This window comes from Streptomyces sp. TE5632 (assembly GCF_054061295.1).
On sequence record NZ_JBSSEA010000003.1, the window covers coordinates 146,664 to 162,825 of the forward strand.

General features: G+C 72.5%; 14 protein-coding genes. 6 read left to right on the top strand and 8 right to left on the bottom strand.

Annotated elements, in window-relative coordinates:
- Nucleotides 1-13 precede the first annotated feature (13 nt).
- Both mycP and ACVW19_RS05740 read right to left on the bottom strand, forming a co-directional pair.
- Nucleotides 14-1,189, bottom strand: coding sequence for a type VII secretion-associated serine protease mycosin (gene mycP, locus ACVW19_RS05735; protein WP_457457196.1), 1,176 nt, complete (start codon nt 1,187-1,189; stop codon nt 14-16).
- Entirely contained in the window at nt 1,186-2,796 is a 1,611-nt protein-coding gene (locus tag ACVW19_RS05740; protein WP_457457198.1) for a hypothetical protein, read from the bottom strand. Before ACVW19_RS05740 ends, mycP begins: the two co-directional genes overlap by 4 nt.
- Nucleotides 2,797-3,063: 267 nt before the next feature.
- Here ACVW19_RS05740 and ACVW19_RS05745 point away from each other — a divergent pair, with 267 nt between their 5' ends.
- The gene (locus ACVW19_RS05745) at nt 3,064-4,266 is read left to right on the top strand and encodes an amino acid deaminase/aldolase (protein WP_457457200.1); all 1,203 of its coding nucleotides are present in this window, start codon (nt 3,064-3,066) and stop codon (nt 4,264-4,266) included.
- Nucleotides 4,267-4,291: 25 nt separating this feature from the next.
- Here the strand turns inward: ACVW19_RS05745 and ACVW19_RS05750 are convergent, their stop codons facing one another.
- Entirely contained in the window at nt 4,292-5,197 is a 906-nt protein-coding gene (locus ACVW19_RS05750; RefSeq protein WP_457464454.1) for a DUF2510 domain-containing protein, read from the bottom strand.
- Between the two features lie 114 nt (nt 5,198-5,311).
- Here ACVW19_RS05750 and ACVW19_RS05755 point away from each other — a divergent pair, with 114 nt between their 5' ends.
- Nucleotides 5,312-6,001, top strand: a complete 690-nt coding sequence (locus ACVW19_RS05755) for a gamma-glutamyl-gamma-aminobutyrate hydrolase family protein (RefSeq protein ID WP_457464455.1) — start codon at nt 5,312-5,314, stop codon at nt 5,999-6,001.
- Nucleotides 6,002-6,055: 54 nt separating this feature from the next.
- On the opposite strand, the gene ACVW19_RS05760 is transcribed toward ACVW19_RS05755, so the two are convergent.
- The 5 genes from ACVW19_RS05760 to ACVW19_RS05780 form a co-directional block, all read right to left on the bottom strand.
- Nucleotides 6,056-6,994 (bottom strand): LysR family transcriptional regulator, encoded by a 939-nt coding sequence (locus tag ACVW19_RS05760; RefSeq protein WP_457457202.1) that lies wholly within the window; start codon nt 6,992-6,994, stop codon nt 6,056-6,058.
- A gap of 30 nt (nt 6,995-7,024) precedes the next feature.
- Nucleotides 7,025-7,753, bottom strand: coding sequence for a helical backbone metal receptor (locus ACVW19_RS05765; RefSeq protein ID WP_457457204.1), 729 nt, complete (start codon nt 7,751-7,753; stop codon nt 7,025-7,027).
- The gene (locus ACVW19_RS05770) at nt 7,750-8,319 is read right to left on the bottom strand and encodes a helix-turn-helix domain-containing protein (RefSeq protein WP_109380448.1); all 570 of its coding nucleotides are present in this window, start codon (nt 8,317-8,319) and stop codon (nt 7,750-7,752) included. Before ACVW19_RS05770 ends, ACVW19_RS05765 begins: the two co-directional genes overlap by 4 nt.
- A 428-nt stretch (nt 8,320-8,747) precedes the next feature.
- A complete protein-coding gene (locus ACVW19_RS05775) occupies nt 8,748-11,369 on the bottom strand; it encodes an ABC transporter permease/substrate binding protein (protein WP_457457206.1) in 2,622 nt (873 codons plus the stop codon).
- Nucleotides 11,362-12,450: a quaternary amine ABC transporter ATP-binding protein gene (locus ACVW19_RS05780; RefSeq protein ID WP_457457209.1), complete on the bottom strand. Its 1,089-nt coding sequence runs from the start codon at nt 12,448-12,450 to the stop codon at nt 11,362-11,364. The genes ACVW19_RS05775 and ACVW19_RS05780 overlap by 8 nt, the downstream gene beginning before the upstream one ends.
- 231 nt (nt 12,451-12,681) lie before the next feature.
- Between ACVW19_RS05780 and ACVW19_RS05785 the strand changes: the two genes are divergently transcribed.
- The 4 genes from ACVW19_RS05785 to ACVW19_RS05800 all read left to right on the top strand — a co-directional run bounded on the left by ACVW19_RS05785 (nt 12,682) and on the right by ACVW19_RS05800 (nt 15,983).
- Nucleotides 12,682-13,611, top strand: coding sequence for a 5'-3' exonuclease (locus tag ACVW19_RS05785; protein WP_457464456.1), 930 nt, complete (start codon nt 12,682-12,684; stop codon nt 13,609-13,611).
- Nucleotides 13,612-13,705: 94 nt separating this feature from the next.
- Entirely contained in the window at nt 13,706-14,563 is an 858-nt protein-coding gene (locus tag ACVW19_RS05790; protein WP_457457210.1) for a siderophore-interacting protein, read from the top strand.
- Between the two features lie 159 nt (nt 14,564-14,722).
- A complete protein-coding gene (locus tag ACVW19_RS05795; protein WP_457457212.1) occupies nt 14,723-15,010 on the top strand; it encodes a hypothetical protein in 288 nt (95 codons plus the stop codon).
- A 19-nt stretch (nt 15,011-15,029) separates the two neighbouring features.
- Nucleotides 15,030-15,983: a pseudouridine synthase gene (locus tag ACVW19_RS05800; RefSeq protein ID WP_457457213.1), complete on the top strand. Its 954-nt coding sequence runs from the start codon at nt 15,030-15,032 to the stop codon at nt 15,981-15,983.
- Nucleotides 15,984-16,162 lie beyond the last annotated feature (179 nt).

Genomic DNA, 16,162 nt, shown 5'->3' on the forward strand with positions numbered 1-16,162 from the left:
CGTCCTCGCTCGCCTAGACGTCCTCGCGGCTCGTGCGGCGGCCGCGCCACAGGACGACCGTGGCGACCAGCAGGACGCCGCCCGCGCCGCCCGCCAGGGGTGCGGCCCAGTCGGCGGTGTCGCCGTCGGAGTCGGCGGTCTCCGGGCCGGGGCCGAAGTACGTGTCGCCGTGGGCCGCCGCCTTCAGGCCCTCGGGCTTCAGCCGGGCCGCGGCCTCGATGGCGGCGGCCGGGTCGACGAAGCCGAAGCCGCGTGAGTCGTCGCGGCCGTCGGCGGGGGCGTTGCGGGCGGTGTCCTCCAGGAGGCTCTTGAGCTGGGACGGGGTCAGGTCCGGGTGGGCCGCCCTGACCAGGGCGACGGCGCCGGAGACGAACGCCGCGGCGGCGCTGGTGCCCCAGCCCTCGTAGTACTTGCGGTCGGGGTCGGCGATGATCACGTCGACGCCCGGGGCGCTGACCGTGGCGTACCAGCGCCGGGTGGAGAACGGGGCGCGGGTGCCGTAGCGGTCGACGGCGGTGGCGGCGATGACGCCGGGGTAGGCGGCCGGGTAGGAGACGCGGTCGCCCTTCTCCCCGCCGTTTCCTGCGGAGGCGACGACGGCCACGCCTTTGCGGAGGGCGTACTGGATGGCCTCGTCCTCGCCGGACTCGGGGTGCGCGGAGGCCGAGTCGTCGCCGAGGGAGAGGTTGATGACGTCGGCGCCGTGGTCGGCGGCCCAGCGGATGCCCTCGGCGAGGGCGTTGCCGCGGGTGCGGCGGGCCTCGGCGCGGGACGGGTCGCCGTCCTCCAGGATCACCCGGACGGGGAGGATCTTCGCTCCGGGCGCGATGCCCAGGACACCGTCGGCGTTCCCGGGGCCGTGTCCGTGACCGGCGATGATGCCCGCCATGGCGGTGCCGTGCCGGGCCCAGGCACGGTCGCCGGCTTCGGCGCCGAAGCCGACCAGGTCCTTGCCCTCGAGGACGTTGCCGGCGAGGTCGGGGTGGTCGGCGTCGACCCCGGTGTCCAGGACGGCGACGACGACGCCGTCGCCCTGGGTGGTGCGCCAGGCCTCCTGGGTGTGCAGGGCGTCCAGGCCCCACTGCCGGGCGCGGATGCCGTCGGCGTGCGCGGCGGTGACGGGGAGCAGGGCGAGGGTGGCGGCGAGGAGGGTGCTCAGGGTCGCGGCCCTGGCGGTCGCGGTCCTCATGACGGCTGCTCCGTGGTCGTGCCGACGTTCTTGCGCAGGCCGCGTTCGACGCGGTCGGCGAGGCCCCGTGCCTCGTGGCCGAGGCCCGCCTGGGCGGGGGCACTGGTGGCACCGGACTCCATGGCGTCCGCGGCGGGCTGCGGGGTCTCGACGGCACGGCCGTCGGCCCAGCCGGAGACGGCGTAGACGACGACGGGGGCGTCGGTGAGGACGGAGATCGCCCAGGAGGCACGCTGCCCGGCACCGAAGTCGGCGGCGGCGGTGCCCTTCGCGGGGTACGGGAGGGGCACCAGGTCGGTGCGGCGGTCCAGGCGTTCCTTGTCGACACGGTCGGCGAGGGAGGCCATGGCGGCGGCGTCGGCCTCGGTGAACAGCAGGCCGACGGTGGTGACGTGGCTCTGGGTGGCGTCGGTGTAGGTGGCGCGCAGCAGGCGTTCGCAGCCGAGGGGGGCGAACAGCTTGCGCAGCAGGGGGTCGAAGGCGTCCTCGCAGCCGCTGTCCGGGGCCACGGCTATCCGGGTCCAGAGCCGGTCGGCGTCGCCGGGACCGGCGCCCTTGCCCTGCACGGTGGGCGGGAACAACTGGTCGACCGGGACGCTGTGCCACAGGCTTCCGGCGGCGGTGAATCCGCTGCGGGCACCCGTCTCACCGGAGTCCCCGGCGAGCCAGCTCCCGGTGACGGCGCCGCCTATCAGTCCCACCCCGAGGACGAGGCAGGCCGCGGCGGCCACGATCTGGGACCGGTCCCGCTGCCCGAGGAGCCGAGGCCGGGCGTTCTCGTCGTACCCCTCGGGCCGCGCGAACGACACGACGGGCCGGCGGGGGCCGAAGGCGCCGCCGGGTGTCATGGGGCCGCTCCAGGAGAGCGCGGGGTCGGGAGAGCCCGGCTGCGGGGCCGGAGCCCGGGCGTCGTCCGGTGCCGGGCGGGGCGGCATGGCCGACCGGGGCGGGGTGACCGTGCGGGGGGTCGGTTCGGCGGGTGCGGGTGCGGCTATCGGGCGCAGGCGGGTGGTCGTCTCCGACGGGGTTTCGGCGGGGGTGTCCCGGTGCCGGACGGTGGGGCGGTGGGCGGGCTGCCGCGGTACGGCGGCCGAGCCGTTCGGGACGGTGCCCGCAGACGGTGTCCCCCGGCCGACGGTCGGTGGCGTGTCCGGGAATCGGGCGGAGGCCTGCGGCGGGGGCGGCGTGCCGTCCGGGCCGTGTGTACCGGCCCTCGGTCCGCCGGCGTCGAAGCGTGGGAACCGGGGCCGGGGCGGCGCGGAGTCGGAAGGCGAGAGGCCGGAACGCGAAAGGCCGAAGGGCGAGGAAGCGTCGGGCGGGGCAGCGGCGGGCGACGGTGCCGTCGGCCGCCGTATGTCGAACGCGCCCGTTCCGCCCGAGGTCCTGCCCTTGGGCTGGACCGGCGCGGTGTCGTTCGCCGGTCCCCCGGCGGGTGTCGCGGGTGTCTCCGGGAACGTCTCCTCGGCGCCGGTTTCCGGCTGTCGCCGGTCCGGCTCCCGGGTGCCGTCCGGTCTGCCCGGCGGGTGGGGCGGGCGCGGCGGCGTGGACGGTGGCGGAGGGGTCGTGGGGCGCGGAGGGCGGGAGGCGCGCTGCGCTTCCGTGCTCATGCACCCCCCGTTTCGTCGTGCCCGGACCGTTTCCTCGCGGCGGGCCGGTGTCTGCTGCCGTACCCGGTACGAAAGTCGTCCCGGGCAGAGATACCCGCACGGGTGGAGCGTCATCCCGGTACGAGCCTTCGTCCGGCGTGGTTCTGCCGGGTGTGCGCGTCACTCTACGGCGTGATCCCGATCGAACGGGAACCAGTCGGCAGGGCCGCGGCATCTGCCCGGAACATCCCCCTACCCTGCGGTAATCCTTTCTGGCAGGCTTCGTTCATGACTGTGCGCGCCTCCGACCGGGCCCGTTACGACCAGGCCACCGCCCATCTCGACGCCCCGCTCGCGATCGTGGATCTGGACGCCTTCGACGCCAACGCGGACGATCTGCTCCGCCGGGCCGGCGGGAAACCGGTCCGGGTGGCGAGCAAGTCCGTACGCTGCCGCGCCCTGCTCGAACGGGTCCTCGCCCGGGACGGTTTCGCGGGGGTCATGTCGTTCACTCTCGCCGAGTCCCTGTGGCTGGCCCGCTCCGGTTTCGCCGACGTCCTGCTCGCATATCCCTCCGCCGACCGCGCGGGGTACGCCGAGTTGGCCGCCGATCCCAAGCTCGCCGCCGCCGTCACCGTCATGGTCGACGACCCGGCGCAACTGGACCTGATCGACGCCGCGCGCGCGGGCGGCGGTGAAGTGGTGCGGGTCTGCCTGGAGTTGGACACCTCGCTGAAGCTGCTCGGCGGCCGGGTGCGGGTCGGGGCGCTGCGTTCCCCGCTGCACTCCCCCGCACAGGCCGCCGAGGTGGCACGCGCTGTGGTCCGGCGCCCCGGGTTCGAACTGGCGGGGATCATGGCGTACGAGGGTCATGTCGCGGGCGTCGGTGACGCGGTGGCCGGGCAGCCGCTGCGCTCCCGGGCCGTGCGGCTGATGCAGGCCGCCGCACGGCGGGAACTGGCCGGGCGGCGTGCGGCGGTGGTGCGGGCGGTACGGGAGGTCGCACCCGATCTGGAGTTCGTCAACGGCGGCGGTACGGGCAGTGTGCAGTTCACCGCGGAGGAGGACGCGGTCACCGAGGTCGCGGCGGGTTCGGGGCTGTACGTGCCGCGGCTGTTCGACAACTACACGTCGTTCACCGGGCGTCCGGCGGCGCTCTTCGCCCTGCCCGTCGTACGGCGGCCGGGCGTGGGCGTGGTGACGGTGCTCGGCGGCGGGTACCCGGCCTCCGGCGCGGCCGGCGCCGACCGGCTGCCGGTGCCGTATCTGCCCGAGGGCCTGCGCTACGACCCGCGGGAGGGGCCCGGCGAGGTCCAGACGCCGCTGCTGGGCCCGCCGGCCGACGATCTGCTGATCGGCGACAAGGTGTGGTTCCGGCACGCCAAGGCGGGCGAGCTGTGCGAGCGGTTCGACGCGCTGCGGCTGGTCGAGGGCGGCGAGGTGACGGCGACCGTGCCGACGTACCGCGGCGAGGGCATGACGTTCCTCTGACACCGGAGCCCCGGCCCTGCGCGGGTCACGGGCGGGGGCCGACGCTGCTGCCCACGCCGCCGCCCGGGTCCGCGTCGCCGACCGCGCGGATGCCCTGGGTGATGCGGTCCATGTCGGACAGGGGCGGGGCGTCCTCGCCGCTCTCGAAGACGTAGCGGACGACGACCGGCGACTCGGTGCCGACGCTGGACGGGAAGACCAGCGACTGCACATGGCCGCCGGGCCCCTTGCCGGTCGTGACGCGCCAGCGGACGAGGTACCCGGCGCGGCCCGCCACCGCGACCGGGCCGGACTTGACGACCTTGTGGGACTCGATGCCGCCGTAGGGGCTCTGGTCGAGGGCGTCCTCCTCGAAGGCGTCCTCGGCGGCGTCGGAGATGTCCTGCTCGGCGAGCAGTTCGGGGGACGTCTCGTCGGTCGCGGTCACCGTGCGGGAGATGACCATGCCGGAGCGGCAGACACTGCCCTCGCCGGGGCAGTCGTGGATGTCGGGGGTGGTCATGACGACATCGGGCCGGCTGACGTGCTCTGGCCGGACCCAGCCGTCGAGGAGCGGGAAGGTGACGCCGTTGAGCTGGTCCTCGACGACGGTGGGGGCGTCGGCGGATTCGGACGCGGACTCCGGTGCGGACCGTGAGGGGGTCTCACTGTCCGGTGCGTGGGCGGACGCCGTGCCCGTGGGGCCGGTCCTGGTCTCCGGGGCGCCGTCGTCGCCCAGCAGTACCGCGCCGGTGACGACCGCGGTGACGAGCACGGCCGCCGCCGCGGTGAGGGCGATGGCCCGGGCACGGCCGGTGCCGCCGGGAGACGGGGGTACCGGCCCGCCGGGGACTTCGGGGGCGCGCCGGTGCTCGGTCCAGGCCGCACCGTCCCACCAGCGTTCCAGGTGCGGGGCGTGCGGGTCGGGATACCAGCCTGGTGCGGGCGTCATGCTCATCCGGGCACTGTAGGGGGAAAGCCGTCGCAGCCCCTAGTGCGATGGGACGTGCGCCCCCGGATTCCGCCGTCCACGAGGAAGCCGGTGGCGTCGACGAAGGAGTACGGCATGGTGGCCAGGCCGCTGATCGGCACCAGTACGTATGTGGAATCCGGGGTTAGTTGGGGTGTGTGGCAGCTGGACGCCGCACTGCTGCCCCTCGGGTATCCGCGGCTGGTACAGCGGGCGGGGGGATTGGCCGCGATGCTCCCGCCGGACGCGCCCGAGCACGCCGCGGCGGCCGTGGCCAGGCTCGACGGGCTGGTCGTCGCGGGCGGTCCGGACGTGGAACCGGTCCGCTACGGCGCCGAGCCCGACCCGCGCACCGGGCCGCCCGCCCGCGCCCGGGACGCCTGGGAACTCGCCCTGATCCGGGCGGCCCTCGACCGCCGTGTCCCACTGCTCGGGATCTGCCGGGGCATGCAGCTGCTGAACGTCGCCCTGGGCGGCACCCTCGTCCAGCACCTCGACGGCCACGCGGAGGTGCCGGGGGTCTTCGGCCACCACCCGGTCAAGCCGGTGCCGGGCACCTTGTACGCCGGTGCCGTCCCGGAGGAGACCTCCGTACCGACCTTCCACCACCAGGCGGTGGACCGCCTCGGCGAGGGCCTGATCCCGTCCGCGCACGCCGCGGACGGCACCGTGGAGGCGATCGAACTCCCCTCCGCCGACTGGGTACTGGGCGTGCAGTGGCACCCGGAGATGGGCGAAGACCTACGCGTCGTGCGCCACCTGGTCCGAGCGGCCACGACGCTCTGACCCACCCGCCACACCCCTCGGCCCTCCCTCCCCCGGCGTACGGCGGGCAGGTGCTCAGCCGCGGGTCAGGGTCAGCAGGTCGCGGGCGGGGCCCGTGGGGCGGTGGCCGGTCGGCCAGACCGCGCGGAGGTCGCGGGCCAGGGCTATGCCGTGTACGGGGATGCGGATCAGACGGCGCATCGCCAGCTCCTCGCCGACGGCCAGTTCGCTGAGGACGGCCGGGCCGGCACCGCTCACCGCCGCGGCCTTCACGGCGGTCGTGGACGACAGTTCGATCAGCGGGCGGGCCAGACCGCCCAGGGCGGTGTCCAGGACCTGCCGGGTGCCGGAGCCCTTCTCGCGCAGGATCAGCGGGGTGGTCGCCAGTTCCTCGGTGGCGAGCGGGCGACGGCGGCGGGCCCAGGCATGCGTCGGTGCGGTCACCACGATCAGCCGGTCATGGGCGATCACCGCGGAGTCCAGGCCAGACGGCACCGTCACCCCCTCCACGAAACCCACGTCCGCCTCGTCCGACAGCAGCCGCTGTGCGACCGACGCGGAGTTCCCGGCCAGCAGCGACACCGCCGTGTCCGGCCGCTGCGAACGCAGCGCGAGCAGCCAGCCCGGAAGCAGATACTCGGCGATCGTCATGCTCGCCGCCACCCGCAGCCGTGAGTCCCGGCGGTCCCGCAGTGCCTGCGCCCCCGCGTCGAATGCCTCCGCCGCCTCCACGATCCGCCGGGCCCAGTCGGTGACCAGCGCGCCCGCGTCGGTCAGCCGCGACCCCCGCGGTGAGCGGTCCACCAGTGCCACGCCGAGCTGCCGCTCCATGGACCGGACCCGGCTGCTGGCCGCGGGCTGGGTGATGCCCAGTTCGCGTGCCGCGCCGCCCAGGCTCCCGAGCCGTGCCACCGCCAGCAGCAGCTCCAGCGCCCCGAGGTCCGGCACCCGGTGGGTCAGGGTGCCGGCGGTCACGGACCTGGGTCCCGCACGGCCGTCGTCCGTCGCACTCATAAGGTCAGCTTATGCCCTGCCGCTGGGGTGTCAGCGGCGCGCTGCTCTCAGCTCCCGGGGCAGCACCGTCGCGGCTTTCGCCAACGACGGCCCGTACCAGGTGAGCCACCGGCCCCCGACCAGCGCGCACGGCACTCCCGGGAAGGCGTCCGGGCCGTCGGCGGCGGTGAAGCGGTAGGGCTCGTCGGGCAGCACGACGAGGTCGGGGGCCGCCGCGCGCAAAGCGTCCAGGGGGACGCGGGGATAGCGTTCCCGGTGATCCGCGTAAAGGTGGTCGACGCCGAGGCGGGACAGCAGATCGCCGGCGAAGGTGTCCCGGCCCAGCACCATCCAGGGCCGCCGCCAGACGGGCACGACCGCGGTCCGGCGCGTCTTCGAAGGCGCCACGGCGTCCCAGGCGGCTTCGGCGTCGTCCAGCCACCGGGGGCGCGCGTCCACGCCGCACGCCGTGAGCACCCGAGCCAGCTCGCCGAAGGCCTGGGGCAGCGTCCGTACCTCCGTCACCAGCACCTCGAGGCCGGCCGCGCGCAGGTCGGCGAGGTCGGACGGGCGGTTCTCCTCCTCGTTGGCGATCACCAGGTCGGGGGCGAGGGCGGCGATCCGCTCCGCCTTCGGGTTCTTCGTGCCGCCGATCCGTACGACGTCGAGATCTGCCGGGTGGGTGCACCAGTCGGTGGCACCGACCAGGGCGCCGGGGGCGGAGAGCGCCACGGCCTCGGTCAGGGACGGGACGAGGGAGACGATCCGCACGGAACTCATCGGCGCGGCTTGTCCCGGACCGCCTCGATGTGCTCCGCGACGGCGACGACGATCAGCCGGGTCTCCGCGACCGTGGCCCGCCACCGGTGCCGGACGCCTCCGGTGAGGTACAGGGTGTCGCCGCGGCCGAGGCGATAGGCGCGGCCCTCCGCCTCGATCTCCACGGCGCCGTCCGCCACGTACATCAACTGGTCGTTGCGGAACTGGAATTCGCGCCCGGCGTCGTGGTCGCCGGTGAACTCGGAGGCGTGCATCTGGTGATGACCGCGCACCAGGGACCGGACGCGCGGTTCGAGCAGCGGCTCGGTGTCCTCCGCGCGGACGACGTCGACGCTGCACGCCGGGTCGGCGGCGGCGAGCAGTTCCACCGCGGTGGTGCGCAGGGCGTCGGCGACCTTCTCCAGGGAGCTCTGGCTGGGGCGCGCGCGCTCGTTCTCGATCTGGCTCAGGAACGGGACCGACAGGCCGCTGCGCTCGGCCACGACGGCAAGGGTGAGGTCCAGCGCCCGGCGTCGCCGCCGCACGGCCGCGCCCACCCGCAGAGGCTGCTCTTTGTGGTCGCCCATCGCTCCGGCTCCCTCCTTCGCCCGTCGTCCCGTACCCGGTGTGTGCGCCGCTGTCCGGCGCACTCCTTCTTTTGAGCTGTCTGCACCCTACGCATGTTCGGCAAACCGTTTCAGGCGCCTGTCACGTCGGCGTCATGAGCGATCGCGCACGACCCCACGGTTCACGCCGGCCGGCGCCCGGTCTGTTCGGTTCGATGTGCGCAGGGTGCCAGGTGTTTCCGCCATTGTCGCCCGAAGTGGGGCGGGAGGTCACGGGGAGGTGCCCTGAGGCCGGGAAGGGCCTCGCGGTGTGTGATTGTCCGGATCCTCACCGTGCTCCGGACGTGCCCGAGGGGCGGGCCCGGCCCCGCTGTCAGGTGCGGGGCCGGGCCCGCCCCTCGGGGCGGCCGGTGGCGGCCGGCGCGGTGGTCACCGCGGCGGCGTCGCCGTCACTGCGGGGTCATGCGCTCCGGTACGTCCGGGTGTTCCTCCAGCCAGGCGGCGACGGCTTCCTCCTCCTGGCCCTGGCCGCGGTCCTTGATCTCCTTCTCGAGCGTGCCGAGTTCGTCCTCGCTCATCGTGAATCCCTTGATCCACTTCGTGAGTTCGGGGTACTGCTCGGGGAACTTCTTGCTCGCGATGGTGTGGATGGTGTTGCTCTCGCCCCAGGCGCCCTTGGGGTCCTTCAGCTTGGTCAGCTCGTACTCGCTGTACGTCCAGTGCGGCGACCAGAGGGTGACCGCGATGGGCTCCTTCTTGCTGTGGGCCCGCTTGAGCTCGGCCAGCATCGCCGGCGAGGAGCCGTCGACGACCTTGTACTCCTTGTCCAGGCCATAGGCCGGCAGGACCTTGTTCTTGAGGAGGTCCATCTGGCCGGTGCCCGGCTCGATGCCGACGATCCGCCCCTTGAACAGGTCGGCCTTGCCCTTGAGGTCCTCGAGCGACTTGACGTCCTTGACGTACGAGGGGACGGAGACCTCCAGTGAGACCGGTTCGTACCAGGTACCGAGGTCGGTGAGTTTGTCCTTGTTCGGCTCGTAGAAGTTCTTCTGGGAGTGCGGCAGCCAGGCGTCGAAGTTGAGGTCGAGATCACCGGTGGAGAGGCCCGTGTAGACCGGCCCGACGTCCATCTGCTTCAGGTTCAGCGTGTAGCCGCGCCGCTCCAGGACGTTCTTCCACAGGTAGGTGATCGCGACGTCCTCCTCCCAGGGGAACCAGGCCACGTCCAGCGGACGCTTCGCCTCGGCGGGAGTGTCACCGGAACCGGACGACTGCACGGGCGCGAGCTTGTCGACGATGCCCGGGTTGCCCTTCAGCCAGGCGCGGACGGCTTCCTGCTGCTTGCCCTTGCCGGCCTTGTTGATCTCGGCCTCCAGGCTGGTGAGTTCCTCCTCGGTCATCGAGAAGTCCTTCAGCCACTTGCCGACGGTGGGATGGTCGGCGGTGAAGTCCTTGCGGGCCAGGGAGTGCACGCCGTCGCCCTCGCCCCAGGTGCCCTTGGGGTCCTTCAGCTTCTTCAGGTCGAAGTCGCTGTACGCCCAGTGCGGCGACCAGAGCGTGACGACGATCGGTTCCTTCTTGCTGTAGGCCCGCTTGAGCTCGGCCAGCATCGCCGGCGTGGAGCTGTCGACGACCTTGTACTCCTTGTCCAGGCCGTACTCCTTGACGACCTTGTCCTTCAGCAGGCCCATCATTCCGGCGCTGGACTCGATGCCGGTGATCTTCCCGTTGAAGGTGCCAGCCTTGCCCTTGAGGTCCTCGAGGGAGTCGAAGTCCTCCATGTAGGCGGGCACGGCGAGTTCGAGCGACGTCTCCTCGTACCAGGTGCCGAGGTCCTCGAGCCGGTCGCCGTACTTCTTCCAGTACTCGGCGTGGGTGGTGGGCAGCCACGAGTCCGTCTGGAAGTCGATGTTGCCCTGCGCGAGCGCGGTGTAGAGCGGGCCGGCGTCGAACTGCGTGGCCTCGACCTCGAAGCCCCGCTGCTCGAGCACCTCCTTCCACAGGAAGGTGGAGGCGACGCCCTCGTCCCAGGGGATGTAACCGATGGAGATCTTCTCGCCCTTGCCGACGTTCTTGCCGTCGGCGGTGGTGCCCGTGCCGTCGGTGGTACCGCCGAAGATGCTCATGCCGCCGGCCACCAGGGCGAGGACGACGACGCCGATCACGGCGACCTGCGGACGCGGCCGGTAGGACCAGATCTTGAGTCCCTGCGCGGCACGGGCCTTGGCAGCGGCGCGGCGGCCGAGCGGGGACACCTGGGTGCCCAGGGCACTGGTCATGCGGTCGAGGTAGATCGCCAGGATGACGATGGCGAGGCCGGACTCGGCGCCCAGACCGATGTTGAGCTGGCCGATGGCCTCGATGACCGCGCCGCCCAGGCCACCGGTGCCGACCATGCCGGCGATCGCGGCCATGGACAGCCCGAGCATGATCACCTGGTTGACGCCCGCCATCACGGTGGGCAGCGCCAGTGGCAGCTGGACACGCAGCAGGGTGTTGCGGGGCGTGGTGCCGAAGGCCTCGGCCGCCTCCACGAGGTCCTTGTCGACCTGGCGGATGCCCAGCTCGGTCATGCGCACGCCAGGGGCGAGCGCGAAGATCAGGGTGGCGACGATGCCGGGGGCGGGGCCGGTCCCGAAGAAGAGGATCGCCGGGATCAGGTAGATCATCGCGGGCAGCGTCTGCATGAAGTCCAGGACCGGCCGCACGACGGCACTGACCCGGTCCGAGCGCGCCGCCCAGATACCCACGGGCACCGCGACGACCAGCGCGATGACGGTGGCGACGATGACCAGCGCCAGCGTGACCATCGAGTCCGCCCACAGTTCCATGGAATCCAGGAAGGCGAATCCCAGGAAGGTGAGGACACCGGCGAAGGTGCCGCGCAGCCAGAAGGCGATCAACGCGAAGATACCGGCGAGCAGCAGCGGTTCCGGTGCCTGCAGGACGGCGTTGACACCGTCGTAGGCGCCGGTGAAGACGGCCTTGAAGAAGTCGAACAGCCAGGTCACGTTGTCGAGCAGCCAGTCGACGCCGCTGTTGACCCATTCGCCGAGCGGAATCCTAGGCACGGGCCATCACCTTCTCGCCCTTGCCCCGCTGGGAGTCGCAGGTGCCGGGAGCGGCCTCCTCGTCGCCGAGGAAGCCCACCAGCCGCTGCCGGGGCACGACCCCGACGACCGCGCCCTCGCCGTCGAGCACCGCCACGGGGTGCGCCGCGCGGGCGCTGATCGCGCACAGCTCGGTGAACGGCGTCCGAGGTGTCGCGGTCTCGCAGTCGCAGTCGGCCTCGTCGCCGCGCACCTGCTGGTCCATCACGGCGCCGGCGGTCAGCACTCTGGAGCGGTCGACGTCCTGGGTGAAGGAGGCGACGTAGTCGTTGGCGGGGCGGATCAGGATGTCCTGCGCGGTACCGATCTGCACGATGCGGCCGTCACGCATCACCGCGATGCGGTCGCCCAGGCGCATGGCCTCGTTGAGGTCGTGGGTGATGAAGACGATCGTCTTCTTCAGCTTCTTCTGCAGCTCCACCAGCTGGTCCTGCATGTCGCGGCGGATCAGCGGGTCGAGCGCGCTGAAGGACTCGTCCATCAGCAGCAGGTCGGCGTCGGTGGCGAGCGCGCGGGCCAGACCCACCCGCTGTTGCATACCGCCGGACAGCTCGTCGGGCCAGGACTCCTCCCAGCCGGCCAGGCCGCACAGAGCGAGCGCCTCGTCGGCGCGGCGTTCGCGCTCGGCGCGGGGCACGCCCTGCACTTCCAGTCCGTAGGCGACGTTCTCGCGAACGCTGCGGTGCGGGAACAGAGCGAAGTGCTGGAAGACCATGCTTATCTTCTTGGAACGGACGTCGCGCAGTTCCCGGTCGGACAGCGCGGTGAGGTCCTCACCGTCGAAACGCACCTGTCCGGAGGTCGGCTCCGACAGACCGTTGAGCATGCGCAGCAGGGTGGACTTGCCCGATCCGGACAAGCCCATGACGACGAAGATCTCGCCCGGCTCCACGGTGAACGAGGCGTCGATGACGGCGGCCGTGACCCCCTGGTCGCGCAACTCCTCGCGGTCGGTCTCGTCGTTACGCAGTCTCTCGACCGCCTGTCCCGGTCGTCTGCCGAACACCTTGTACAGATGTTCCGCTTCTAGCCTGGTTGACACGCGCACCTCGTTGTCTCGACAGCAATGGCAGGAGCGATGCCCGGCGGTAGGCTCACGCGGTTCTGAACAGTTGAACCTGCAACCGGCATCGCTCCGTGGCGGCGCCTCCCCTGTTTCAGCCAAGCCAAACGTGTGTCCTGCTTCACAGAAGAAGCGCATGGCGCGAAGCGTTGCGCATCCCGCCCTCCCTGTCGTGCGACTGGGGGGGCACTGTCGGTGGCGTACGGCATGATGCGGAACGTGACCGGACGACTCATGCTCCTCGACACCGCCTCCCTCTACTTCCGCGCCTACTTCGGCGTCCCGGACTCGGTCAGGGCCCCGGACGGCACGCCGGTGAACGCCGTGCGCGGGCTGCTCGACTTCATCGACCGCCTGGTCAAGGACCACCGGCCGACCGATCTGGTGGCGTGCATGGACGCCGACTGGCGTCCGAAGTGGCGGGTGGAGCTGATCCCCTCCTACAAGGCGCACCGCGTCGCCGAGGAGCGCCCGTCGGGCCCCGACGAGGAGGAGGTACCCGACACCCTGTCCCCGCAGGTGCCGGTCATCGAGGCCGTCCTGGACGCCATCGGCATCGCGCGCGTGGGGGTCGCCGAGTACGAGGCGGACGACGTCATCGGCACGTTCACCGCGCGGGCGCGCGGTCCGGTCGACATCGTCACCGGCGACCGCGACCTGTACCAGCTGGTGGACGACGCGCGGGGGGTGCGGGTGCTGTATCCGCTGAAGGGTGTCGGCACGCTCCAGACCACCGACGAGGCCGTACTGCGCGAGAAGTACGGGGTCGGCGGCACGGGGTACGCGGATCTGGCGCTGCTGCGCGGCGACCCGAGCGACGGCCTGCCCGGCGTGCCGGGCGTCGGTGAGAAGACGGCGGCCAAGCTGCTGACCGAGTTCGGCGACCTGGCCGGGATCCTGGCGGCGGTGGACGATCCGCGGGCCCGGCTCACGCCGACCCAGCGCAAGCGCCTCACCGAGGCGCTGCCCTACCTGGCGGTCGCGCCCAAGGTCGTCCGGGTCGCGGACGACGTACCGCTCCCGGACGTCGAGACGGCGCTGCCGCGGGCGCCTCGCGACCCGGACGCCGTACGGGCCCTGGCGGCCCGCTGGGGCCTGGGCGGGTCCCTGGAGCGGCTGCTGACGACCCTCGCGCGGTAGGGACCGAGCCGGGGGCGGCAGCACGCGGGCGGGAGGCATTCCCTGGACGAAGGTGTTAGGTTAGGTAAACCTAACTGAGCAACAGGGAGCCTCCATGGCAGAGCGACCGGGACGCCAGCCGCGCAAGCCGCACTCCGGGCAGGTGATCCGCACCGAGCAGCTGACCCCGAACATGCGGCGCGTGGTGCTGGGGGGTGACGGCCTGGCCGACTTCTCGGCGGACACAGCCACCGACCACTACGTGAAGCTGCTGTTCCCGGCCGAGGGCGTCACCTATCCGGAGCCGTTCGACATGAAGCGGATCCGCGAGGAGTTCCCACGCGACCAGTGGCCGGTGACCCGGACCTACACCGTGCGCCACTGGGACGCCGAGCAGCGTGAGCTGACCCTGGACTTCGTGATCCACGGGGACGAGGGGCTGGCCGGTCCGTGGGCCCTGCGGGTCCTGCCGGGCGAGACCGTGTTCCTCATCGGGCCCGGCGGCGCCTACGCTCCCGACCCGGCCGCCGACTGGCATCTGCTGGCGGGCGACGAGAGCGCGCTGCCCGCGATCGCCCGGTCGCTCGAGGCGATGCCGAGCGGGGCCGAAGTGCATGCCTTCGTCGAGATCGACGGCCCCCAGGAGGAACAGAAGATCGACTCCGAGGTGGCGGTCACCTGGCTGCACCGCGGGGACCGCCCGGTCGGCGAGGCGCTGGTGGAGGCCGTGCGGGGCCTGGAGTTCCCCGAGGGCCGGGTGCAGGCCTTCGTCCACGGCGAGGCGCACTTCGTCAAGGAGCTGCGCCGTCTGCTGCGGGTCGAGCGGCAGATCCCGCGCGAGGACCTCTCGATCTCCGGCTACTGGCGGCTCGGTCACAACGAGGACGGCTGGCAGGCCTCGAAGCAGGATTGGAACACACAGGTCGAGGCGGAACAGGAGCAGACGCCGCAGCAGGCCGCGGCAACCTCCTGACCCTCCGCACTCGAAACCCGAACCGGCGTCATCCGATCCGCCCGGCCGGAACGGGTGCCTCGCGTGGCGGCGCCGGTCGGGTGAACCCTGGGTCCCGCGCCGCGGTGGGCGGCGTGGCGAGACCGGCCGGGCCGGGGTACTGGCCGAGGATCCGGGCGCGTGGCAGACACCTTTGAAGAACTTGTGGCCAAGCAGCGCGCGGCGGACGAGGCACATGTCCGCGTACGTCATCTGCAGGAGACCTACGGCCCGCCCACCCGGACCAGGTGGAGCGGGCAGCAGACCAGCACCTGGGAGACCGCCTGGCGGGCCTGGCGCGACCTCGCCCGGGAGGTCCAGCTGGCGGTGAGCGAGTACGCGCGGGCCGAGGGAAAGCCGCGCCACGTGGTCGAGGCCGAGGTCAAGCAGGCGGTACGGCACGAGGAGCAGGGCGGGCCGGACATGTAGCCCCGTAACCTTGGCCCTCGTGACACGCAGACGCCGGATCCTCCCGCCCTCCCCGCTGCCCCAGCGCGACGGTGTGGACCCGGTGCGGCTACGGCTGCCCGCGGCGGGGCCGGGGGCCACCGTGCGGGAGCATCTGGTGTCCCGGCTCCCGGCCGGCGCCGGTGTCATCGACGGCATGTTCGACGCGGGGCTGATCGTGGGGGTGGACGGGCGGTCCGTACCGGCGGACACCCCGTACACGCCGGGGCTGTACGTGTGGTTCCACCGGGAGCTGCCCGCCGAGGTGCCGGTTCCCTTCCCGCTGGAGATCGTGTACCGGGACGAACACATCGTCGTCGCCGACAAGCCCCACTTCCTGGCCACCACACCGCGCGGCAGTCATGTCGCCGAGACCGCGCTGGCCCGGCTGCGCCGCGAGCTGGGCATCCCCCGGCTGGGTGCCGCGCACCGCCTGGACCGGCTCACCGCGGGGCTGGTGCTGTTCACCGTGCGGCCCGAGGAGCGCGGCGCGTACCAGACGCTGTTCCGGGACCGGCGGATGCACAAGGAGTACGAGGCCGTCGCCCCGCACGATCCCGCGCTCGTACTGCCCCGGACCGTGCGCAGCCGGATCGTGAAGGAGCGCGGGGTGCTGGCCGCCCGCGAGGTCGAGGGGGAGCCGAACGCGCTCAGCCGGGTCGAGCTCCTGGGCCACCGGGCGGACGGACTGGCCCGGTACCGGCTGGTGCCCGGCACCGGGCAGACCCATCAGCTGCGGGTGCACATGACCGCTCTGGGCGTGCCGATCCTCGGAGACCCGCTGTACCCCGAGGTGACAGCGCCCGTCCCGGCCGGTGTTTTCCGGCGCCCGCTGCAACTGCTGGCACGGACGCTGGAGTTCACCGACCCGGTGACGGGCACGGAGCACCGGCTGCACAGTCGCCGGACACTCGCGGCCTGGACCTCGTACGAGCAGTGGGCCGCTGGTCATTGACGCCCTCACCTACGTGAACGCAGGCGATTTCGGTCAGCACCGCTACGCGGCGCTCCCTCGGGTTCCTGCTTCACAGGCCCTTGCCACCCGGAGGTGGTCTTACCAGACCTCCACAAGCCCGACTTCCCGCCCGTCCGGCGGTAGGTCCGCCAACTGCGTTGTCGGACAAGGCGACTTCA

Coding starts and splice junctions, on each gene's coding strand:
- mycP (WP_457457196.1), bottom strand. CDS start 1,189: ATGAGGACCGCGACCGCCAGGGCCGCGACCCTGAGCACCCTCCTCGCC.
- ACVW19_RS05740 (WP_457457198.1), bottom strand. CDS start 2,796: ATGAGCACGGAAGCGCAGCGCGCCTCCCGCCCTCCGCGCCCCACGACC.
- ACVW19_RS05745 (WP_457457200.1), top strand. CDS start 3,064: ATGACTGTGCGCGCCTCCGACCGGGCCCGTTACGACCAGGCCACCGCC.
- ACVW19_RS05750 (WP_457464454.1), bottom strand. CDS start 5,197: ATGACGCCCGCACCAGGCTGGTATCCCGACCCGCACGCCCCGCACCTG.
- ACVW19_RS05755 (WP_457464455.1), top strand. CDS start 5,312: ATGGTGGCCAGGCCGCTGATCGGCACCAGTACGTATGTGGAATCCGGG.
- ACVW19_RS05760 (WP_457457202.1), bottom strand. CDS start 6,994: ATGAGTGCGACGGACGACGGCCGTGCGGGACCCAGGTCCGTGACCGCC.
- ACVW19_RS05765 (WP_457457204.1), bottom strand. CDS start 7,753: ATGAGTTCCGTGCGGATCGTCTCCCTCGTCCCGTCCCTGACCGAGGCC.
- ACVW19_RS05770 (WP_109380448.1), bottom strand. CDS start 8,319: ATGGGCGACCACAAAGAGCAGCCTCTGCGGGTGGGCGCGGCCGTGCGG.
- ACVW19_RS05785 (WP_457464456.1), top strand. CDS start 12,682: ATGCGGAACGTGACCGGACGACTCATGCTCCTCGACACCGCCTCCCTC.
- ACVW19_RS05790 (WP_457457210.1), top strand. CDS start 13,706: ATGGCAGAGCGACCGGGACGCCAGCCGCGCAAGCCGCACTCCGGGCAG.